Genomic DNA, 23,092 nt, shown 5'->3' on the forward strand with positions numbered 1-23,092 from the left:
AGCATGCGTACCAGTCAATATATTTTAGCGACTCTTAAAGAGACGCCTTCTGATGCCGAGGTGGTCAGCCACCAGCTAATGCTACGTGCGGGTATGATCCGCAAACTCGCTTCAGGTTTATACACTTGGTTGCCGTCAGGTTTAAAAGTACTTCGTAACGTAGAAACTATTGTACGCGAGGAAATGGAAAAAGCTGGCGCAATCGAAATGTTGATGCCTGTCATTCAGCCTGCTGATCTGTGGGAAGAGTCTGGCCGCTGGGAACAGTTTGGTCCTGAACTACTAAGAATTACCGATCGCCACAATCGTCCATTTGCACTTGGCCCAACGCACGAAGAAGTGATCACTGACTTTGTACGTAAAGAAGTAAGCAGCTATAAGCAATTGCCTTTAACACTTTATCAAGTACAAACTAAAGTACGTGATGAAGTTCGTCCGCGTTTTGGTGTAATGCGTGCACGTGAATTCACCATGAAAGATGCTTACTCTTTCCACCTAGATGACGCTTGCCTTGAAAAAACATATCAAGTGATGCACCAAGCATACTGCAATATTTTTGAGCGCCTAGGTCTAGATTACCGTCCAGTTATTGCTGACACAGGTTCAATTGGTGGTAGCGTATCACACGAATTCCACGTACTTGCAGAATCTGGTGAAGATGCGATTGCATTTAGCACAGAAAGTGACTACGCGGCAAACATCGAAAAAGCTGAAGCCCTAGCGCCTGCAACTGAGCGCGCAGAGCCAAGCAAAGAACTGAATACATTCGATACACCAAACGCAAAAACCATCGCAGAGCTTGCTGAACAACACGGTGTTAAAGCGCACAAAGGCGTTAAAACACTGATTGTATACGGCGCTGAAAACGAAGACGGTGAGCGTGGTCTAGTTGCATTAATCGTTCGTGGCGATCACGAATTAAACGAGCTAAAAGCTGAAAAGCTACCGCTAGTTGACTCTCCGCTTGAAATGGCAAAAGAAGAAGACATCGTTGCTGCGATTGGTGCAAAACCTGGTTCACTTGGCCCAGTAGGCCTTGATATGCCAGTGATTGTTGACCACAGCGCTGCTGTTATGTCTGACTTTGTTGCCGGTGCAAACAAAGACGGTGTGCACTACAGTGGTATTAACTGGGGCCGCGATGTCGCTGAGTTTACAACTGCTGACATTCGTAACGTAGTTGAAGGCGATCCAAGCCCGTGTGGTCAAGGTACCTTGCAAATCAAACGCGGTATTGAAGTTGGTCATATCTTCCAGCTTGGTAGCAAGTATTCAGAAGCAATGAATGCAGGCGTACTCGGCGAAAGCGGTAAAAACCAAGTCATGACCATGGGTTGTTACGGTATTGGTGTATCACGTATCGTGGCTGCGGCGATTGAACAAAATCACGATAAGTTTGGTATTAAGTGGCCACAAGCCCTTGCACCATTCGACATCGCAATCGTTCCGATGAACATGCATAAGTCTCACCGTATTCCTGATATCGCAGAAAAATTCTATGCGGATTTAAAAGCAGCAGGTCTTGAAGTATTGTTTGACGATCGTAAAGAGCGCCCAGGTGTCATGTTCAACGATATGGAACTCGTGGGTGTACCTTTCACCTTGGTCATTGGTGAGCGTAACCTTGATAACAATCAAGTTGAGCTGAAAAACCGCCGTACTGGTGAAAAAGTCATGTTAGACATTGATTCAGCAGTTGCAGAAATCACTAAGCTAATGGCTTAATTCTCCCCCATTTATAAAAACGCGCTTTAATGGCGCGTTTTTTGTTTTTACCTGCTACCTTTGCAGAAAATGTCATCTTAGCGTCTCAATACTGATAAAAGTTTGTCATCTCGTGCCTTTACCGTAGACATTATTACGCTTGAGAGTAAACAAGATGGAGCAAACTTACTACCCCAGCATATGGATTTCAGATGTGCACCTTGGCTATAAAGACTGTAAGGCTGAATTCTTATTAGACTTCTTAAATTGCACGCGCTGCGATACCCTGTATTTAGTGGGTGATATCGTCGATCTTTGGTCTTTAAAAAGGCAGTTTTACTGGCACCCGAGCCACTATCAAGTTTTAGAATGTATTCAGAAAAAAGCAGAGTCCGGTACGCGTGTTATTTATATTCCAGGAAACCACGACGAGACGTTTCGCAATTATGTGGATATGACATTGTTTAATGTTGAAGTACACCATACTTATGTCCATACCACCTCAGCAGGTAAACGTTTTTTATTGCTACACGGCGATGACTTTGATTCGGCCACCCGCTACAACAAATTAATCAGTATTATTGGCGATCAAGCCTATGACTTTTTGCTGTTTTTAAATCGCTGGACCAACCGTGTGCGAAAGCTCTATGGCGGTCATTATTGGTCGCTGGCCTCTTGGCTTAAAAACCGAGTGCATAAAGCTCGTGCAGCGATTGCGGCGTTTGAGCAAGCCGCTGTGCACGAAGCAAAAAAGCAAGATATGGATGGCATTATCTGTGGCCACATTCACCAGCCCAGAATTAATGTGACCGATGGCATCGTATATTGTAATGATGGCGACTGGATAGAAAACTGTACGGCACTTGTTGAAAACGAGCAAGGCCGCATTGAGTTATTGCACTGGTCTGATATACAAAAAGTATTGAACGTCGTTGAGTTAGACACACAAAATTTAGACGGCGTTAAAGCCGCCTAATTGTTACCTAAATAATACGGCCTCTTTGCTAAACCAACGTATACAAAACATTAGCAATGCCCCAGCAAGCAGCGCTGAGGCAACAAAAATCATCACCACGGCACTGTAGTCAACGGTGCCTTTGATGATCTCTTTAATCGCCAAGGATACATTGGTAATGGGGATCCAAGCCGTAGTGGTATTGAGTGACATATTTGGCATCACCGACACGACAATGGGCACGAATACCAGCATGCTCAAGGGCCCCATATAGTTTTGTGCCTCTTTAAACGAGCGCGCATAGATTGAGATGGCCAACACCAAGGATGAGAGCATCACAGCCACAGGCAGTAACAGCGCAAAGATCAACATAAAGTCCGCAAAGGTCACACTAGAAAAAGCGTCTTTAATGGTGTCTAACACCCCTATTCCGCCAGCAATACTTATCCAAATAGCCATGCTAGAGACGGTCACTAAGGCACAGGCAATGGAACTGGCCAATATTGTTAAAAACTTGCCCAGTACCAGTTGCGTGCGCGTCACAGGTGTCAACAGCAAGGTTTCAAGGGTACCACGCTCTTTTTCTCCTGCGCCCAAATCAATCGCTGGGTAACTTGCGCCCATTAAAACAAGCGGGATCAACATATAAGGAATTAATGCACCGAGCTTTTCACCGTAATTTTCACGTTTATCTGCGGTATCGACTTTGGTAATGGTGATCGGTTTTAGAATTGCACTATGATGCACTTTAGGTGCCCCTAAAGCTTCTAACGTCGCAGAGCGAATGCTTGCGGCGTATTTATTAATCAGCTTTTCCAATCGCTTATATACAAAGTTAATCGATTGGGCATCATTAAATACCACATGCCAAACAGCTTGCTCTGGTGAAACGCTCACTTGCTTATCTTGCTGCTTAGGGATCTCAATACCGACGTCTATTTTCCCCGCCTTTACAGCGGCTTTTAATGCCTCGACGCTGTCAAACTGCTCATCCCCTTCATACGGTTTAAAGCTTTTATGATAAAACAGCATTTGTGCAAACTCTGGAGAAAGATCTGCATTAGCAAGGTAGTAAGTATGCACCTTTTGCTCCGCTTCAAAGGTGGTCTTTGACGCTAAAAACCCAAGCAAAGCAAATAAAATAGGAAAGATAACAATGGGCAGGGCGATGACAAAAAACAGGGTTTTTCTGTCACGCAGTAGCTCTTTGACTTCCTTTAAAAACACTTCAAACATCTGCACATCCGTGATTAACAATATTCAAAAATGCATCGTTTAGCTCTGTACTCTGCCCTGCTGTTTTAAACGCCTCGATACTGCCAGAAAAACGACTTTGCCCCTTATCTATCAAGCACACGCTGTCACATAATAAAGCGATTTCATCAAGGTGATGTGTAGAAAACACCACTGGGGTATGCGCAGATTTGAGCTCACGAATAAACTGAATAATGGTTTGCTTGGTCATAATATCTAAGCCTGTGGTTGGCTCATCCAACACAACCACATCGGGTTGGTGCACCACAGCTCGAGCAATATTGGTTTTTTGCTTCATGCCCGTTGATAAATGCTCAGCGCGTTTATCTAAAAAGTCGTCCATTGCTAATTGACTAAACAACTCATCACAGCGCACTTTAAGGGCTTTACCTTTTAAGCCATGCAATTTGGCAAAGTACTCGACATTCTCTTTTGCCGTTAAACGACCATATAACCCCGTTGTACCAGATAAAAAGCCAATGGCTTTTCGACCTTTCAAGGGGTGTTTGACGATGTTATGTCCAGATATTTCAATGCTGCCTGCATCAGGCTTCAGTGCGGTTGATAACATGCGTAACGTGGTGGTTTTCCCCGCACCATTGGGGCCAAGCAGCCCCAATACTTCACCTCTATCACAGCGAAAAGACACATCTTCCACAGAATAAAAGAAACCATCACGCTGCCTTGCGTCGCCACGACTGGTGGCATTTTCGAGCTCTTTAGCGAGCTTAAAGCGTTTTTTCAGTCCGTTTACTACTATCACTTATCTTCCTTCTCTTAGGCCTAAAGTAGCTTTCATCCGCATAAAATGCTTTATCCTGCGTATCATAATGCCATTCAGGTATGCCCAGTAAAGGGATGGGTGACATCTGTTTATTGTCATTCAGCACCTTATCCATTGTGATCAACTCCACCAAACGGCTATCCAAGTGCGCATATTGCTCAAGTAGAGGAAGTGCAGTAAAAGACTCGTCGACTTGAATACATAGCAACTTGCCCGTTAGGCCGATAAACGGGTTAGTCAGCATTTCGTAATTGGCATGGCCAAAAACGAAAGGCAGAGCTTCTGAATGCCACTTATCCTTTTGCACAAAAAACGTGTCATGCCATAAATGCGAACGCAAATCTTCTTGCCATTGCATATGAGGCACCGCGAGCACTAATCCGCATTCATCAAACAAGGTTAATGCATTGCGTTTGCGACTGCGCTCTTTTAAGCCGTGCAGTGCTATTTCTTCAATGTGAAGTTTATTAAGTAGACTTTTGGTTTTTGGAAATAAGCACCAGATCATCGCACCAAAAAAATCATGCCAGTTATGCTCTCGTGTCGGCACCTGACCGGTTTGCGCAATGATCTCCTCATAGTAACGAGTTTCTTCTTCCAGCTTACTGTTTTCAGTAAAAACAATGTGTTTACCCTGTGCGTTTTGCTGGTTGGTCTGTGCATTTAACCACTCAAAACTTGGCCAAGTATCAAAGGCTTGTAAATTAAATATCGCCTGTAAATGCGCAAAAGGGGCTTGCGCAAACAATTGATTTTGCCAATTTTCAGGGGGAGTAAACTTTTTCATGCTAACTATGCGCGCTCATTTCGCAAATTGTACTATTGCGCGCATTTTACCAAATACACGCGACGGCGCAAAAAGATAAATACCGTCTGCGCACTTTTTGAACTCTCTGCCACCATACATCGGCTAAAGTCGAATTTACTTTGCAATTATGGTATTAATTAGCCTGGAAGTAATCTCTATAAAAAGAAAGGTCATGAAACTAAAATTAACACTGAGTGCTCTGTCGCTTGCCATTTTAGCAGGCTGTGCAACGACAAAAAGCAACACACCTGAAGACATTGTCACGGCATACAATAGTATTAATGCCGAGCAACTAGGTGAACACATCAAAACGCTTGCCTCTGACGAATTTGAAGGCCGCGCGCCATCAAGCAAAGGCGAAGAATTAACGCTTGCTTATTTAACTAAACATTTCAAAGCATTGGGTTATGAGCCGGGCAACGGCAATAGCTTTTTGCAAGAAGTACCGCTGGTATCAATCGAAGCCGATCCAAACATGACGCTAAAAATCGGTGAGCGCAGCTACCCATACAAAAAAGGCATGGTCATGGGCACAAGCCGCATCAGCCCAGCACAGTCTTTAAACGACTCAGAATTAGTATTCGTTGGCTACGGTGTGAATGCACCAGAATATGGCTGGAATGACTACGAAGGTCTGGATGTAAAAGGCAAAACGGTCGTTATGCTAGTAAACGATCCGGGCTATGCGACAAAGGACCCTAAAGTCTTTAACGGCAACACCATGACTTACTATGGACGTTGGACATACAAATATGAAGAAGCAAGCCGTCAAGGTGCGGCGGGTGCCATCATCATTCATGAAACAGCGCCTGCGTCTTATCCATGGGAAGTAGTTGAAAACTCTTGGAGCGGTGAGCAATTTGGTTTCCAAAAAGAGAACAACAATATGGACCGCGTTGCAGTTGAAGGTTGGATCAGCGTCGATGTTGCAAAAGAGCTCTTTGCTGATGCCGGTCTGAACTTTGAAGAGGCCAAAAAGAAAGCAGCTGAAGGTGCATACCATGTAGATATGGGCGACTTAACTGCGTCTGTCGATGTGAAAAGTACCATTAAAAAGTCGGTATCATATAACTTTATCGCCACACTACCGGGCGCTAAAAAGTCAGACGAGCACATCATTTACTCTGCGCACTGGGACCACCTAGGTGTCGATCCTAATCGTAAAGGCGATAAAATTTATAACGGTGCACACGATAACGCGACAGGTACGGGCGGCATCATTGAAGTCGCTGAAGCATTTGCTAAATTACCGCAGCGCCCAGATCGTTCGATCACCTTCTTAGCAGTCACCGCTGAAGAGCAAGGTTTATTAGGCTCTAAATTCTACGCGGAAACACCAGTGATCCCTGCAAACCAAACCGTTGCAAACATCAACCTAGATGCCCTTAACTTACTTGGTAAAGTAAAAGACATCAGCGTTGTTGGTCTTGGTAAATCATCTCTAGATGGCGTGCTTAAACAAGTAGCTGATGAACAAAACCGTTCAATCTCTAATGAGTCAAACCCATCTGCGGGTATTTACTACCGCTCAGATCACTTTGCTTTTGCTAACATGGGGATCCCAGCTATGTATGCAGGTGGTGGTCATGAACCATTCGACGATGCCACAGCAAAATACCGTAAGCGTATGAGTCTTGTACTACGTGGTTGTTACCACCAGCCATGTGACCGATACAGAAAAGAGTGGGATCTCAGTGGCGCAGTCCAAGATCTTCAACTATTTTTCAAAGCTGGTTACTTAATTTCTCAAGAAGAAGCGTGGCCAACTTGGAGTGCAACGTCTGAATTCCAAAGAAAATAAATGGAAATGATATTGATTTTCATTTAATTTAACACTAAAGTGCAACTGTTATTAGGTTACCGGTTGCACTATATGCTCTCATACTCTCGTTCTTATCCGTTCAAGACGGCTTCTCAATTTGCCTATCTGGCAGCAAATAAGCGGTTGATATTGCCACTATTATTGATAGCAACCTTGTTTTATGCCCCAATTCGTGACATTGCGTTAGGCACGCTAGCAGACGCTTTTTTTCAGGTCAGTGTGTTTGTTGCAGGTACCTTAGCAATTTATTATTACCTTGTTGAAAAACTCCCTCAATTAGAACTGAGTTACTTAAACAAAAAATCTCCAGCGCTTGAAGTCACAATGGCAGCGGTGCTTGGTGCTTTACCCGGTTGTGGCGGCGCCATCATCGTTGTAACCCAATTTACCAAAGGGCAAGCCAGTTTTGCCTCCGTCGTTGCCGTATTGACCGCAACCATGGGCGATGCAGCATTCTTACTGTTAGCAAAAAAGCCGCTTGAAGGCATGGCGATCATCTTACTAGGTATCGCTGTCGGTACCATCAGCGGCCTAGCCGTAAACCTGTTTCACAAAGCCGATTATTGCAGACCTAAAACCAATGACACACAAGTAGAAGACTGCGACCCACCCACTTTTGCAGTACGCATGAGTGAGCCTGTTTGGAAAATTGTGTTATTCCCTTGCATTGCGATTTCGTTAGTCATGGCATTCAACATGGACTTAGGACAATTTGAGCAACCTATCGAATTACTCGGTGCAGGTATGGCTATCTTCGCGGTTGTTATTTGGGCTTTGTCATCTAAAGGAAAAACGTATAAACAAATTACGGCAGAAGAAGAAGAGGTTAAGCCCCCTTCTCGATTAGCTAAAATCCTTCAAGACACGCACTTTGTCACCGCTTGGGTAGTGGCGAGCTTTATGATTTATGAGCTATCGGTTGCTTTATTTGGCTTAGACTTAGCGGCTTGGTTCACAGAATATGCGATTTACGCACCGCTCATTGCGATCATGATTGGGTTACTGCCAGGCTGTGGCCCGCAAATTGTGGTGACCAGCTTATATATTCAGGGTGTATTACCATTTAGTGCATTAGCAGCAAACGCTGTCGCAAATGATGGCGATGCATTGTTTCCAGCGATTGCCCTTGCGCCAAAAGCTGCACTGTTAGCAACAGCCTATTCAGCAATACCCGCCTTGTTTGTCGGGTATGGGATTTACTACTGGAACCTCCCCTAACCAATTTCAATTCGCATATTCACAACCACAACAAAAAAGCGACCTCACGGTCGCTTTTTCATATCTGTTATTTATCTAACTGGTTAGGTTACTTTTCTATCCAAGGTTTAACACTGACCAAGTTAGTAAGTACGTTAAATCGAGCATTGTCATTTTCCCAGCTGTCACTGACATGAAAACGGCAACGATTCAATTCACAGCTGACGCCCTCACCACTTAAAGCGACATTGTTTGCAAACTCCACGGTGACGCCTTTTTGCTCGGGCAACATAAACGACAGTAGCTTACCCACAAACACACCTGATAAATCACTCAATAAAGTCTCAAATTCTGTATGTAGCTGATATAGCTTTTGCTTTGTTAAATGCTGATTTTCAAAATGTGCAGATTCAATTTGGATCTTAATCTCACAATAAGTCGCCGTTTCAGGTTTTACCACTACCACGGCCTTGTCTTTATCAAGCTTTTCGTCAATTGGTAACATTAACTGTGCATGTTCTGTGTAGTGCAGCGGCATTGAAGTTTGCTCTGTAACTATTTTTCCCTCTGCAATGGTGCATGGCTTTTTACTTTCACCTTCAACCAAATAGAAGTTCACTCGAGCAAACTCGAAATCACCTTTTTTGACCACCTTGAGGCGGTCATAAAAGCCTTCATAAGAGGCCACAAACTCTTCTGCGAAACAACCAAAACTACCAGATAACAGCAGCAGCGGTAGGATCCTATTCTTCATCAAAATAAGCCTTGTTATGTCTGATCATATCATTGAGTTCTTCAATGTAATCTTGTCCACGTTCAGAATATGACATTAAACCCGGCGTCAGAGCCGTCGCGGTGATCTCTTTTTTATCCGCTCTAAGCTGCGCACGAACTGTGCGAAGTTCACGATAAGCATCATGGGTATTTATATTTCTAAAATACGAAGTAACCGATGCCCTAACCGACTTAAATGCCGCCACTTCATGTGCGGCCTCATCAGCACGGCGCTTCGGGATCATCCCGCACCCAGCACGGTAACACCACTGACCGAAAAAGTTTAAACCGATCCGTGCAAATCGAGATGTACCCCAAGCGGACTCATTGGCCGCCTGCATTAATGCTAACTCTTTCGGGATAATATCCACTCTATCAAGGGCCAATTTTAAACTCTGAACGGTGATCTCTTCTTGATCTATCTTATAAAGTTGAAAGATAGTCTCTACACGTTCAATCTGCACATCACTGAGCGACTCATCAAACTGCAACATCATCAATGCAATTTCAATGCTGGCTCTTTGTTGCAAAATGACCTTATTCTCGGCCTCTACATGAGGTTTAATGAAGTCGAAAAAGGTCTTTTTCTTAGTCGCAATGTCTTTAATAGACGCAAAGTCAGGTAGCTGCACATCATGTAATGGCTGCTCAGGTAGTTCGACTTCAGGGATCTCAACGATAACTTCTGGTACTTCTACTGGCTCTGGCTTTTCCGGTGGTTCGGTTATAAATGGATATATAATTGCGTACAAAGAAACTGCAATTAATACAATCTTGATCAAATTAGAACGCATGATTCTCCTCTCACTAGTACCTACCAAACGAGCTATCTGAACTTCCTTTGTCAGAGAAAGACTCGTTGTACTTAGTTCATCTCATAAAACGGCGACCGATTATAGCAACAATCGCAGTTAAACGCGAATTTACGCCTATCCGTCGCTAAAATAAGCTTTTTTCCAGTCACACCAAGTAATTACATTTTTAACTTTGCATCGCTATACTTAGCTTACAAAGATGGAATAAGACAATAACCAGCCACGTAGAGTACCTTATGACCCAGCCCGTATGGCAACAAAGATTGCTAGATCAAGTAAAGAATCGCCCCAATGATAATCGCTCAGCATGGCAAGTAGACCGCTCTCGGATCATCCATGCAGCTGCTTTTAGGCGTCTGCAATCAAAGACGCAAATCATGAGCATTGGTGTAAATGACTTTTACAGGACACGGCTAACACATTCACTAGAAGTATCTCAGATAGGCACTGGCCTATTGCGTCACCTTAAGCTGCAAAACCCTGACTTTGAACACTTCCCCTCTGCTAGCCTTATTGAAACCATCTGTCTTGCCCACGATATTGGTCATCCGCCTTTTGGTCATGGCGGAGAAATCGCCCTCAATTATTTGATGCGTGATTACGGGGGCTTTGAAGGCAATGCACAAACGCTGCGGATCGTCACTAAGTTGGAGCCCTATTCAAATGGCTATGGTATGAACTTGACCAGACGTACGTTGCTCGGTTTTATAAAATATCCAGCGCACATCTCCTCATTGCAGCTTACACCACAAAGCATTAACCCACATCAGCGCTTTATCTACACGAAAAAATGGTTCCCAGCTAAGGGCATTTACGATTGTGATAAAGACGTTTTTGATTGGATCCTGTCGCCTTTGTCCAATAAAGATAAAGCCCTTTTCACAACGCACAATCCCATTGATGAATTTAAATCTAAGACTATCTACAAATCTCTTGATGCAGCCATCATGGAATATGCAGACGACATTGCGTATGCGGTTCATGACTTAGAAGACGCAATTGCCACTGGCACACTCAGTGAGCGCGATTGGTATAACTATGCGATGCCTGAATTCAAACAAATTGACTCACCTTGGCTTGAACAGAATCTATCAAGCTTAACGCATCGCCTCTTCTCTGATGATGAACCACTTAGAAAAGACGCCATTGGCGAACTGGTCAACATTTTCATTGTTCACTGCGCTTTGGTTCAGCACGAAGCAGATTTTGACGACCCATTGCTCAAAAATACCGTCAAACTCAACAATGAATTTGAAGCCATCCTAAAGGTACTCAAACAATTTGTGTATCAAAGACTCATTCGTGAACCGACTATGCAGCAGATTGAGTTTAGTGGCCAGAATATGTTGATTGATTTGTTTGATGCATTTTCCAGCGACCCAATGCGTTTACTCCCTTATACAGCTCAATCTCAGTATGAGCATGCTGAAAGTGACACGGCAAAAATGCGCGTGCTTGCAGATTATTTATCTGGCATGACTGATGAATACGCAAGACGCTGTCATGCACGATTATTTGGCAATAGCATGGCGAGATTATAGGGTGCGTTCGGTGATATTGTCGTGCTTACAAATAGAGATAATAGGCAAGTGTTTTTAGCGTTCAGCGCTAAACACTGCCAAATTGTATTGCCACCAACTTGTAGTTCATTTTTCATACAGTTGTACTAGTCTAATTTTTGATGTTAATAAATTCAAAAAAGGAATAACAATGAAATTAAAACTACAAAAAGGCAATTTAAAGAACTTGTCGAATGATAATGTAACTTTAAACAAGCAAGCAACTAAGCAGATCAATGGTGGTATTAGATGGTACGCAACATGGGAGTGTACAACTGGTTGGCACCGTTGTGAGCCATAAATCATAATATAAACATGGGGTCAGCTGACCTCATGTTTTTCATATTCTTTCTAAGCTCATTTCCCCCCTTTCAACGAATAACATCAGTCCCAATTTTCATAGAAAAAACAATATTTATAAATACTAAAAGCAAGCTGAATAATCAGAAAGATAAAAGCATAGCTTTGCAGTTTTGGGGGTGAGGTCAAAAATAGTGAGTATGAAGGTAAATGGGTGGTAGCCTCTACCACCCATCAAAAAGGTTGGTTATTTTAGTTTGTCACTGACGATTGGGTAATGATCCCAGACATTTTTATCTGCAAGTGAACGAACCAATTTAACGTACTCTGCATGTGTCCAAGCCAATGGTGTTGCCGAATTTGTGCCTTCACCTAGCTGATAACCAAACGGGTTAACACCGACGCCATCCCAAACTTGCTCTGGTAGCATCAAACCTTCGTTGGCAAAGTGCTCCATACCACGGACATAGGTGTGCTTAATACGCGTCACAGCTTCTTTGTTTAAGCCTTTAGTCGCAGCGGCAGCCGCAATTTCATAATGGCCTTTTTCACCTGTAAAGAATGGCCATACACGACCACGCTGCCCTGGTGTATTTTGGCCGCCTTCTGCATAGTTAGTCCCTTTAACTTCATCCTCGCCATAGCCATCGTTACCGTAACGACGGTAGCCTGGGTAAGTATTTGGGTCACCTGCAAAGGTAAAACTGTATTTTACACGCAAGTTTTCAGGTAACGTTTCATCTTCGTACTCTGGCAGTGTTTTCAAAATACTAGGCGCATCGGCATCCCTTACACCATAACGTACTAACTCTAAGAATCCACCATCAATGATCTGACGCTTATCAAGTCCTGTACGGCCATTGTTATCACCCAATTTTGTGGCGGTGTTTGGGTTCTCGTCTCGTGCGATACGGAAGAAGTATTCACCATCTGTATCTTCGCCTCTCAAGTTACCTTCGGTGGTGAACATGAGCTTTTCAACAGTATCGTTATACTTTTTAGCAGTATCTAGATACCTTTGCTCACCGGCTTTATCACCTGCTAGCTTAGCGATGTCACTTGCTGTCACTAAGCCCGCAATCACCGCAGCGGTTGTCGAAGGAGAATACCCGTCTTGCTCTTCCCAGCGCTCTTGTTGGGTCGCAGGTGGTGTAATTTGCGTGTCATTCCACAAAATCTTTGCCAGACCGCCATCAACTAGGAACTCTGCCGCAGGTTTGAGCATGCGCTCGTACCAGTAAACTAGCTTTTCATCACTTAACACACCCGCTTGCCACAATTTCCAAGCAAGCATGATCGGCATCGCTGTTTGGTCAAGCTGAACGCCTACCCACTCTAACTCACCATCAACATGTGTCTTTTGTAAAAACCAGCCAGTATCACCTTGGTTACCCGGCGTGCCATCCATCACTTGAACTTTTTCAAGGTATTCAAATGCGGTTAGCGCTGTATCTGGATCGCCCATCGCCATGAACGCCATAGCAACTTGATAAAAGTCACGTACCCAAACCGCTTTATACCCTGTGTGACCTTGCTCAGCAGCAACTGTATCACCCCATGGGTTAGACAGTGATGCAATGAGCGCGCCGGCGTGCGTTTTATCTTCTTGTGCTTTTAACACTAATGCACTGACATTTAATAATTTACCGCTGTCTGTGGTGTAGTTTGCAAGACGCTGCATGGGTTCAAGGCTGGCTAAATAATCTTCCCAACCGATGTATTCGCCCTGACCATTGTAGTGTGCAAGGACTTTGTCATAGCCTTTATTTAGCGCAGCGGCACCTTGAGCAAAGCTTTCTGCTTGTGATTTGCCAAAGCTCAAAGCAAGGTCAAAGGTCGCAGACCCCTTAACTTCACCTAGTTCTGCAAGCCAGTTTACGTTACCTTTTGTGTCACCCGTGCTTTGGTATGTACGCGTCAATGCATGATTTTTCTTAAGGTCATTCAAATTGTCGCTGCTACCTGTAAAACCGACTGATGCCTGCTCAAACCCAGTGCTACTTTGCAAGGTTAAAAAGTTATCAGACTCCCAAGCAAGCAGCCCTTTGTCTGTCACGGTGGCGGAATCATTCAGGCCGTTGTTATTTACATATGGATTGACGTTCACAAACGCTTTTACACCGCTCAGCTGCGTGTCCACTTTTGCTCTAACAAATAGAGTTTGGCCATCAGGGTCCGTGAAAATGTGTTTCTCTAGCGTAAAGCGACCTTGCTTGTCTTTGCTGACAACTTTATAAGCCAGAGATAAAGGACGGCCTTGATTATCTTTATAAAGATAATCAATAGACACCTCTAATTCATCGCGCTCAGTCACAGTAAAGTCTTTACCTGTCACGACAAACTGCATATCACGAATTTGCGCTTGGTGAATAAGGCCAAACATGGTTTCGGTGATCATGCCTTTGGCAATTGAAAACCAAACTTTAGATACTTCACCTGTTTGAGCATCATTTGCATACTGGCCATTTTTATAGGCTTCATAAGATGTGCCAATGCCCGTTTTATCTGAATAAGTCCAAAACGGCTTATCGCCCGGCGCACCCGGTGCAGCCTCAATCTGCTGCGTATTCGTTGCACTACCACACCCAATAAGGCCTGCGGCAATCAGTGCCAACGACAAACATGACAATTTTTTCATTTTTACTCCTCAGTGGCTGTTTTATTGCGCGCTTGTTTTCACACGTGCAACAGACAGCGCCGCTAAAATAAACGACACACCACCAATAACTAATGCATAAATAGGTTGATTCTCAAAAACGTTTCTTAAAATAAGGCCAAGTACACTGGCAGCCAGCAGTTGAGGGATAACAATAAAGAAGTTAAAAATCCCCATAAACACGCCCATTTTGTGCGCTGGCACAGCATCGCTTAACATGGCATAAGGCAGAGATAAAATAGATGCCCACGCAAAGCCGATACCTATCATAGGTATCCAGAGTAAACTTGGATCTGAAATAAACAAGAAGCTCAAAAGCGCACCAGCACCTAAAAGCAGATTTAAACTATGCGCCCATTTGAGGCCAACACGTTTAACAACAAATGGGATGCATACGGCTGCTAGCGCGGCAAAACCATTGTATGCAGCGAATAGAATGCCGACCCAATCAGCGCCGTCGTTGTAGGCCTTAGAGGTCACATCCGTCGTACCATAGTGAAAACTGGTTACCGCCGATGTGGTATAGATCCACATTGCAAATAAAGAAAACCAGCTGAAAAATTGCACCACCGCCAATTGCTTCATGGTCTCTGGCATAGTGAATACGTCGTAAATGACTTCGTAGAAGCCACCACTTGTACGTTGCTTGTTTTGCAGATAACCCGCAATGAGAATGATCGCTGAGAACGACAGTAATAGTGCACTTAACAAATAAAGCTCTTTTTCTAGCTTCAATACGGTAACACCCGCCAAAATTAGGCCACCCATCACACCACTGACAAGTGCAAACTTAGCAAATTGAATGCGTTGTTTTGGCTGCGATGATGCTTGTTTAAGCTCTGGTGATTCAAATTCAGCTAACTGCTCTGGCGTGTACTCTCTGGTTTTCAGAATGGTCCAGCCGACGGCTAAAAATAAAATCACACCACCAAAATAAAAGGCATATTTTACAGACTCAGGGATTTCACCAGGCGCTGCTGTATTGCTGATCCCAAACCAGTTGGTCATCATCCAAGGCAATGCAGAGGCGACAATGGCACCAATACCAATGAAAAAGCTTTGCATTGCATAACCTGTTGCGCGCTGCTTTTTATTAAGATTATCACCCACTAATGCACGAAACGGTTCCATCGTGACATTGATTGACGCATCCATGATCCACAGCATGCCGGCTGCAATCCAAAGTGTTGGCGAGTTTGGCATGATAAAGAGTGACAAGGTCGTCAGTATCGCACCATATAAAAAGAAAGGACGACGACGGCCAAGGCCTGTCCAAGTTCTGTCACTCCAGTAGCCAATTATAGGCTGTACAATCAATCCTGTGAGCGGCGCTGCCACCCACAAAATTGGAATATCATCAACTGATGCGCCTAGCGTTTGGAAAATTCGGCTCACATTACCGTTTTGTAACGCAAAACCAAATTGTATGCCCATAAAACCAAAGCACATATTCCAAATTTGCCAGAAACTCAGTTGTGGTTTTTGTTTTTGCATAATTAGTTCTCTAGCTCATACACAACACTGGCAAGCGGTGCCAAGGTGATGTTGAGTTGATTATTTTTAATGACAAGTGTTGGGTGAGACTCCAACTTATCGGCGACTTTGCCTTGCCATCCCTCAGGTAATTCAATCGTAACCTGCTGCGCGTTATCAGCATCAAAATTACTTGCCACAATGACTTGCTGAGCGGCATTATCACGTGCAAATGCCATTACTTTTTCAGCTGGCTTGTTAGCACTATCTAATGTGTTCAGTTGCACCAGAGCCCCATGTTGAATAGCAGGCATTGAGCTTAAGTTCATGAGTTTTTTATAATATTGACGTAATGCCATTTGCTCATTACTTAGCTGACCACCGTCAAATTTGCCCTTATTCATCCAAGCCTGATGGGCAGGTACACCGATATAATCAAAAATGCTGGTGCGGCTCGGTTTACCAAAACCGGCCATCTCTGAGCCGTCTTCACCGACCGATTGACCAAAATACAGCATAGTCGGTGCTTTACTGATCAAATGGCTCACCACCATCGCCGGCTTGCCTTTTTCAGCGCTGCCTGCAAATTCAGGGCTGGCGATACGCTGCTCATCATGGTTCTCCAAAAAGTGCAGCATGTGTGGTGCAATATCAGACACGCTTAAGTGTGCATCCATTACACTTTGTGCATTGCCAGTGCCTTGCATCAACAGCTTCAAGCTGTCATAAAAGCCCACTTTATCGTATAAGAAGTCCATTTTACCTTGGTGAATATAAAGGCGGTAAAGGGTTGGGTTATATACCTCAGCCAATAAAAAGGCATCAGAGTTTTGCATCTTGATGGAAGAATTTAAAAAGCTCCAAAATTCAACTGGCACCATTTCAGCCATATCGTAACGGAAGCCATCTACCCCTTTATCAAGCCAATATAAGGTGATGTCTCTAAACTTATACCAGCTATCCGGTAGGTCTTTATCTTGCCAAAATGCATAGTGTGCACGGTAGTCTTGCTTTGCCATTTCAGCGGGCAGCGATGGGAAGTCATAGCTGCCATCAGGGCGCACACCGTAATTCACTTTAACAGTTTCATACCAATCATGAATATGCGGCTGTGCAGCTCGTGCGCCATTTCCCGTCCATTTCGCCGGTGATTCTGTAAATTGGCCATCCGCAAGCGGGTGAGGCTTACCGCCTAGTACTTGATAGTCAACAGATGTAGGGACTTTAAAATCCTGCCCGGTCACATAATAAAAGTTGTTATCACGGGCATAAGTCAGCGACGTATTGTCTTGCGCACCAAAATCTTTTACCCCTTGCGGCGCACTCAAAGATTGGTAATTTCTTGCAACATGGTTGGGTACGATGTCTATCACCACTTTCATGTCTGCATCATGAGTACGTTCGATCAGCGCTTCAAACTCTGCCAGTCGCTTTGCAGGATCTCGTGCTAAGTCAGGGTTAACATTGTAATAGTCTTTAATTGCATAAGGTGAACCTGCACGGCCTTTCACCACATCGGGATCATCAATACCAATGCCATACGCACTGTAATCGGCAACTAAAGCATGATGCAGCACACCTGTATACCATACATGGGTCACGCCCATGGCTTTAATTTCCGATAACGCCTTTGGCGTAAAGTCTTCGAATTTGCCCACGCCATTTTGTTCCAACGTACCCCAAGGCACATTATTGGTGTTTGTGTTACCAAATAGTCGCGTGAACACTTGGTAAACGACAGGCTTTTGCTCTTGCTGTTCGGCTTGCTTACTTTGCTCAGTGTATTGAGAAGACTGACATGCTGTCAGTAAAACACTGCCTGATATTAAGCTCAGTGCAAGCACCAAAGGTTTTATTGTCATTATCTTGTTGTCATATTGGTATTTTAATTGAGTCTACTGACTTGCAGCCCAGTGTTGAACCACTTGCATACGTATTCAAAGTCGTGATTAATTTGTTATTCATATAAAAAACGCGAAGTATGGTAGATACTTCGCGCCATCAAAACTCTCGCTCACTGTGCACGAGTTAACTGAACTCACTATTGATCATATTTTTGGCATTAATCGATGAAACGGGCCAACTGAGTGCGGTGATCCGTAAAATTCAATCCGCACCTTCTAATATATTCACGCACTTGACTCATCTCGTATTTATTCGCTGCTTGGCTTGCAGCAACTAATTGATGCTGTTCTGGATAAATACCATATCCGGCTAATAAACAATGCCAGCTAACAGAAGGGTAATATTTATCAATGTCCTGCCTATCCAGCTCATCTGACAAATTTTTTCCTTGCACCCAAGTATTTAAAACGTCAAATAAAGACTTTGACAGCTGGTTGTTATTCGCATTATCACGCCAATAAGCTGTATCATTGCGGCTGTTAACTCGGTAATGCGCGACGATATAATCCCTGATAGCTTGATATCTTTGTGACATCATTCGATTATGCTTGCCTCGCCCTTTGCAACTAAAGTTTTCTTCTTGATAACACTCAATAAATGACTGGACGGTTTCTTGTACTATATGTAGAGCAGTTGCTTCCAGTGGCTCAATAAACCCTTGAGATAGCCCAATTGCCACACAGTTTTTGTGCCAATGTTCTTTTACTTGACCCACTTTCATATTCAGGTGTCTCGCTTCAATATCACTATCTAATAACCCAAGAGCAGCCCTTAATTCCGTTTCTGCTTGGTCCTTATTACAATACCTCGAACTATAAACATAACCATTACCAATACGATTGGTTAAAGGAATATGCCAACTCCATCCGTATTTCCTTGCGATTGACAGCGTTTCCGAGGCAATAACATCCCCTTGCTCAGTCGGGAGAACAACAGCGCTATCATTAAACAAATTGTTTGAGAATGACTCAAAACCAACCTGTAAATGTTGCTGCAGAAGTAAACTAGAAAAGCCAGAGCAATCAATGAAAATATCACCACTCACTTCGATGCCAGACTCGCAAATCAATGCTGCAATTGTGCCATCGGTGTTTTTTCGCACATCTTGAACTCGAGCCTGAATGTGCTCTACACCAAAGCTTTTTGCTTTTTCTGCCAGTAACAGCCCTAGCTTTGCAGAATCAAAGTGATAACCGTAATTGATTTCAAACGGAAAGCTTTCAGCTGCAATAGGTGCTTTTGCATGCTCAGCCAAATAAGTTGCTAAAAAGAACGGATCTGGATGACCTTCTAAATCAACCCCTTTTCTACGCACAAAACTATTATGAAAAAAAGCCGGCGCAGAGTAGTCATCGGGCTGTGCAGGAAACGGGTGAAAGTATTGCTCAAATCCGGGTCTCATTGACCAGTTTACAAAGCGTATGCCATTTTTATAGGTCGCATTGCATTGTGGCATCCACTCTGACTCTGGCACTTCAATAAAATCCATAAAGGCCTTGAATTGCGGGGTAGAACCTTCTCCGACGCCGATGATACCTATATCGGGTGATTCAATGACGCTGATACAAATATCTTTATCACACCAACTCTTTGCAATTAGGTTTGCCGCCATCCAGCCAGCGGTTCCTCCACCTAGTATGATAATTTTTCTGCTATTCATTGTCTTTCTCCTGATATACCGCACCGTAAATATTATATAAAACAAAGCCACCAAAACATTCGTTCTGATGGCTTTTATTTCAAGCGACTAACTATGCTTACTAAAAGCTGTAGTTGAAGCCTAGGAAGTACTGGCGACCAAACACCTTGTCTTCCCCAGTTCTAAGTGAACTGCCTAGATTTGACGTATTAGGTTCATCAGTCAAATTGTTAATTTGGAATACAGTTTGTACCCCATTATCGAAATCATATGTAGCTTGCCAATCTACCACTGTGTACTCATCCGCAGTTGTCGGAGTCGTACCGCCAGGAGTTGCACCTAAATAAGTATACTCATCACGATAACGAATATTTAAGTGTGTCGTGAACTTATCAATATTCCAAAATAGAGTTGTGCTCCACACATGCTTAGATAAACCTGGCAAGTCCAATTGTAAGTCAGGGAAATTACTGCCACCATCAATTGTCGTTTCACTCTCTGTATACGAGTAGTTCGCATTTAAACCCAAACCAGAAAAAACACCTGGAAGGCTATCAAACAACGTCGTATAAGCTAACTCTAGACCTCGAATATATCCGCCTTTGTCATTATTACGCGTCGTTTGATACTGGCCAGGAACAAATCCTTCAGGAACTTCTAAACCAATCGTAGCCCAGTCAATTTCACCTTCGAAATAAGTTACATCTTCGATTAATGACTCAATATTTTTCCAAAACAGTGCCGCTACAAATGCGCCGCCATCTTCAAAATAATGTTCATATGACAGGTCCATTTGATTCGCTCTGAACGGGTCTAAGTTCGGGTTACCTTTAGACCATACATTGTATCTTTTACTGACACCATCATTCGCAGTATCTGCCCACGAACCGGCACCACCACGTAATTGATTAACAGGTGGGCGACCCATTACTTTTGCAGCAGCAAAACGAATTTGATCTTGCTCAGTTATGCGGAAATTTAAGTTCAGTGATGGTAACGTGTCTGTATACTCTGGACCATAATTTACATGGCGATAATCATTTGCAGTCACGCCGTTATCATCGGTAATTGGATCACCTGTTTCGTCACCTTGGATCTGTTGAATACCGATAGACTTGGTATCTGTCCGAACCACACGCACACCGAAGTTACCTGATACTGGAATATTCCCAATCTCCGTATCAATGTTTGCCATAAAGTAGGCTGCCGTTACTTCTTCTTTAACAGCACCACTTTCAACTAGTGTCCAGTTATGCTCCCAAGTCTGCTGTCCTTCATAATTTCCTGGGCCAAATACAGAGTCAGCAATACCAATCATATCTAAATCTAGATAATCAAAGCCACCACCGTTTTTAACTGTCACAAAGCCTGTTAAATCATGTGGAACGCAAGCGTGGTTTTGGTGGTTAAATTCGCACCCTTTATTTGTGACAATTTCACCATTTGGTGTACGGTAACCATTTTGCCCTTCACGCGCCCCCCAACGGAATGTTGAGCGCTGATCTGTAAACTCACGCTTAGACCAACGAACACCTACCTCTACCGACGCAATAATGTCGTGTTCAATATGGTATTTAAAGTCTAATTTAGCACTGTCAATTTTATCTGTGTACTTATGTGGGAATTGCTCCCAATCACCCAAACGCATGTGCGTAAGATCGGTATAGTCATGCCCTAACTTTAACTTTGCAGCGTCAGTAGCTACATGCTCAAAGCCAAAGTATTGATTACTTAACTCCTGCCAAGTCTCGACCTGTGTGCCATCTTCAAGTGTCGCGGTACCAAATTCATAAGCGTGCATTGATGCTATCATGTCACGGCGCGTTTTTTCACCTTCACTGTGCGCAACATCTAAGCTAATTTCCCACTTGTCTGTTGAGTAGTCTAGGTTTAAGCCAAAGCTATCTGTGGTCGACTCAGTCGACTGGTCTTCTGAACGCATCTCAACCCATGGACCGTTTGTGTCGGTAATGAATACGTCACCACCAACCAAAAAGCCATTTTCAAGCTTGGCATTTTCTAGATTGTATAAATCACTCGATCTCGAAAGACCTTCTAAATTTAATCCGTTTTTTCTATCCTCAGAATCAAAAGTCGAGCGGAAGTAATCAAATTGAACTTTTAGGTTATCAGTAGGTTGATAAACCAAAGTACTCATCAAGCCCAAACGCTCATCGGTTCCCACAGAATTACGATATTGATAGCCATTGAATGAACGCTCATTGGCTTCACCATCACCATCGATATCGCGTGTACCTTCAGGTGAGTGACCCGAAAACTCAACAGAACTGTTTGGTTGATTTAAGTATGCTGCACCAATACCGAAACCCAAAGTTTCATCCAAGAATTTACCCTGGTATGAAAAACTTAGCCTTTCACCATTGGCATCTGCATCAATATCTGATGCAGCATCGTTATGAGAAAACCTTACACTAGTATTAAAGTTATGCGTATTTTCTGCATCTAGCGGGTTGGCCGTTTTCAACTCCACAGAACCTGCCACGCCGCCTTCTACAAGAGATGCTTTTGGCGATTTATAAACAGCAGCCTGTGTAATTAGTTCTGACGGATATTGATCAAAAGAAATCCAACGACTACCTGCCGAGTAACCACTGGTACTGGCTTGCTCACGGCCATTTAATGTAGTTTGAATAAAGTCTCCGTTCATACCACGAATATTAAGCTGAGATGATTGACCGCTATCTCTTACGGCGGTAACGCCCGGTAGACGGCTCAATGCATCTGCGATTGATATGTCCGGCAAAGAAGCCAAGTCTCCCGCATCAACCACTTCAGAGACGGTATCGCCAAATCGTTTCTTATCAATCGAAGCTATGATACTGCGGCTGATCCCACGTACCTCTATCACTTCTACTTCTTCGTTTATCTTTGCTGTTTGCTGCTCTTGTGCGCTTACAGTGTGACTTACACCAGCTGCAATGAGTGCAGCTGTTAATAAGCTTGGTTTGAACGTAGACATAATGTTTTATCCCAATTAGCTTTTTGTACGTCGCTTTGTTGTTATTTACCTAATGCAGAGATTGATAGTAAAACTGCAAAAATAAATTCATTTGACGTTAATTTTGTTGTCACCCGCCATATTAGCGCTGTGACTTGGCTAGTCACAACTTTATGCATACGTATTCAAAGAAAGGTGAGCAGGCATAAACTTCAAAAAATCGTCTTTTAAAAGCTTGTAAGCTAATGCTTTTATTAACTTTATTCAAAACGCAACCAAAATTAACAATTTAAGCAATACATTTAAGTATATTTTACAAGCAAGTAACTCAATCGCTTAACAAGCAAGTTATGACATAAAAATCGGCAGATAGATGTGTGCTAAATACGTTAAAGTAAAATTGGTATTACCAATTTAAATATTCCAAGCACTTATAAAACCTGAGCCCTGATATATTTCACTATAAATTGGTAAAGATGATTTAGTAA

16 protein-coding genes are annotated in these 23,092 nt (G+C 43.3%); 6 read left to right on the plus strand and 10 right to left on the minus strand.

Translation table 11 applies throughout. The features are described from left to right. Nucleotides 1-3: 3 nt before the first annotated feature. A complete protein-coding gene (locus tag N473_RS00840; protein ID WP_063366332.1) occupies nucleotides 4-1,725 on the plus strand; it encodes a proline--tRNA ligase in 1,722 nt (573 codons plus the stop codon). 154 nt (nucleotides 1,726-1,879) lie between these two features. Continuing rightward, nucleotides 1,880-2,680: a UDP-2,3-diacylglucosamine diphosphatase gene (locus N473_RS00845; protein ID WP_063366333.1), complete on the plus strand. Its 801-nt coding sequence runs from the start codon at nucleotides 1,880-1,882 to the stop codon at nucleotides 2,678-2,680. Between the two features lie 3 nt (nucleotides 2,681-2,683). On the opposite strand, the gene N473_RS00850 is transcribed toward N473_RS00845, so the two are convergent. Genes N473_RS00850 through N473_RS00860 form a run of 3 tightly spaced genes read right to left on the minus strand, consistent with a single transcriptional unit; the run spans nucleotide 2,684 to nucleotide 5,484 of the window. Next, complete coding sequence (locus N473_RS00850) at nucleotides 2,684-3,895, minus strand: ABC transporter permease (protein ID WP_063366334.1); 1,212 nt, start codon at nucleotides 3,893-3,895, stop codon at nucleotides 2,684-2,686. Then, nucleotides 3,888-4,676, minus strand: coding sequence for an ATP-binding cassette domain-containing protein (locus N473_RS00855; RefSeq protein ID WP_063366335.1), 789 nt, complete (start codon nucleotides 4,674-4,676; stop codon nucleotides 3,888-3,890). Before N473_RS00855 ends, N473_RS00850 begins: the two co-directional genes overlap by 8 nt. Beyond that, nucleotides 4,642-5,484: a DUF3025 domain-containing protein gene (locus tag N473_RS00860; protein ID WP_063366336.1), complete on the minus strand. Its 843-nt coding sequence runs from the start codon at nucleotides 5,482-5,484 to the stop codon at nucleotides 4,642-4,644. Before N473_RS00860 ends, N473_RS00855 begins: the two co-directional genes overlap by 35 nt. 193 nt (nucleotides 5,485-5,677) lie before the next feature. Between N473_RS00860 and N473_RS00865 the strand changes: the two genes are divergently transcribed. Next, nucleotides 5,678-7,306 (plus strand): M28 family metallopeptidase, encoded by a 1,629-nt coding sequence (locus N473_RS00865; RefSeq protein WP_063366337.1) that lies wholly within the window; start codon nucleotides 5,678-5,680, stop codon nucleotides 7,304-7,306. Nucleotides 7,307-7,378: 72 nt separating this feature from the next. Continuing rightward, entirely contained in the window at nucleotides 7,379-8,545 is a 1,167-nt protein-coding gene (locus N473_RS00870) for a putative manganese transporter (RefSeq protein WP_063366369.1), read from the plus strand. Nucleotides 8,546-8,633: 88 nt separating this feature from the next. On the opposite strand, the gene N473_RS00875 is transcribed toward N473_RS00870, so the two are convergent. Together N473_RS00875 and N473_RS00880 are read right to left on the minus strand one after the other, a co-directional pair. Beyond that, nucleotides 8,634-9,278, minus strand: coding sequence for a DUF2987 domain-containing protein (locus N473_RS00875; RefSeq protein ID WP_063366338.1), 645 nt, complete (start codon nucleotides 9,276-9,278; stop codon nucleotides 8,634-8,636). Then, entirely contained in the window at nucleotides 9,268-10,092 is an 825-nt protein-coding gene (locus N473_RS00880; protein ID WP_063366339.1) for a glucosaminidase domain-containing protein, read from the minus strand. The genes N473_RS00875 and N473_RS00880 overlap by 11 nt, the downstream gene beginning before the upstream one ends. A gap of 257 nt (nucleotides 10,093-10,349) precedes the next feature. Here N473_RS00880 and N473_RS00885 point away from each other — a divergent pair, with 257 nt between their 5' ends. Together N473_RS00885 and N473_RS26080 are read left to right on the plus strand one after the other, a co-directional pair. Beyond that, a complete protein-coding gene (locus N473_RS00885; protein ID WP_063366340.1) occupies nucleotides 10,350-11,654 on the plus strand; it encodes an anti-phage deoxyguanosine triphosphatase in 1,305 nt (434 codons plus the stop codon). 169 nt (nucleotides 11,655-11,823) lie between these two features. Next, nucleotides 11,824-11,973, plus strand: coding sequence for a hypothetical protein (locus N473_RS26080; protein WP_155735498.1), 150 nt, complete (start codon nucleotides 11,824-11,826; stop codon nucleotides 11,971-11,973). A 246-nt stretch (nucleotides 11,974-12,219) separates the two neighbouring features. Here N473_RS26080 and N473_RS00890 read toward each other — a convergent pair whose 3' ends face one another. The 5 genes from N473_RS00890 to N473_RS00910 all read right to left on the minus strand — a co-directional run bounded on the left by N473_RS00890 (nucleotide 12,220) and on the right by N473_RS00910 (nucleotide 22,625). Then, complete coding sequence (locus N473_RS00890) at nucleotides 12,220-14,610, minus strand: glycoside hydrolase family 15 protein (RefSeq protein ID WP_063366341.1); 2,391 nt, start codon at nucleotides 14,608-14,610, stop codon at nucleotides 12,220-12,222. 21 nt (nucleotides 14,611-14,631) lie between these two features. After that, a complete protein-coding gene (locus tag N473_RS00895) occupies nucleotides 14,632-16,122 on the minus strand; it encodes an MFS transporter (RefSeq protein WP_063366342.1) in 1,491 nt (496 codons plus the stop codon). Between the two features lie 2 nt (nucleotides 16,123-16,124). After that, nucleotides 16,125-17,963 carry an alpha-amylase family protein gene (locus tag N473_RS00900; RefSeq protein ID WP_063366343.1) on the minus strand — a complete coding sequence of 613 codons (1,839 nt, stop codon included), beginning with the start codon at nucleotides 17,961-17,963 and terminating at the stop codon, nucleotides 16,125-16,127. A 200-nt stretch (nucleotides 17,964-18,163) separates the two neighbouring features. Next, nucleotides 18,164-19,666 carry a tryptophan halogenase family protein gene (locus tag N473_RS00905; RefSeq protein ID WP_063366344.1) on the minus strand — a complete coding sequence of 501 codons (1,503 nt, stop codon included), beginning with the start codon at nucleotides 19,664-19,666 and terminating at the stop codon, nucleotides 18,164-18,166. Between the two features lie 100 nt (nucleotides 19,667-19,766). Next, on the minus strand, nucleotides 19,767-22,625 hold the full coding sequence (locus tag N473_RS00910; protein WP_063366345.1) for a TonB-dependent receptor: 2,859 nt from the start codon (nucleotides 22,623-22,625) through the stop codon (nucleotides 19,767-19,769). Between the last annotated feature and the right edge of the window lie 467 nt (nucleotides 22,626-23,092).

Origin of the sequence: Pseudoalteromonas luteoviolacea CPMOR-1 (genome assembly GCF_001625685.1) — a bacterium.
Taxonomy (GTDB): Bacteria; Pseudomonadota; Gammaproteobacteria; order Enterobacterales; family Alteromonadaceae; genus Pseudoalteromonas; species Pseudoalteromonas luteoviolacea_K.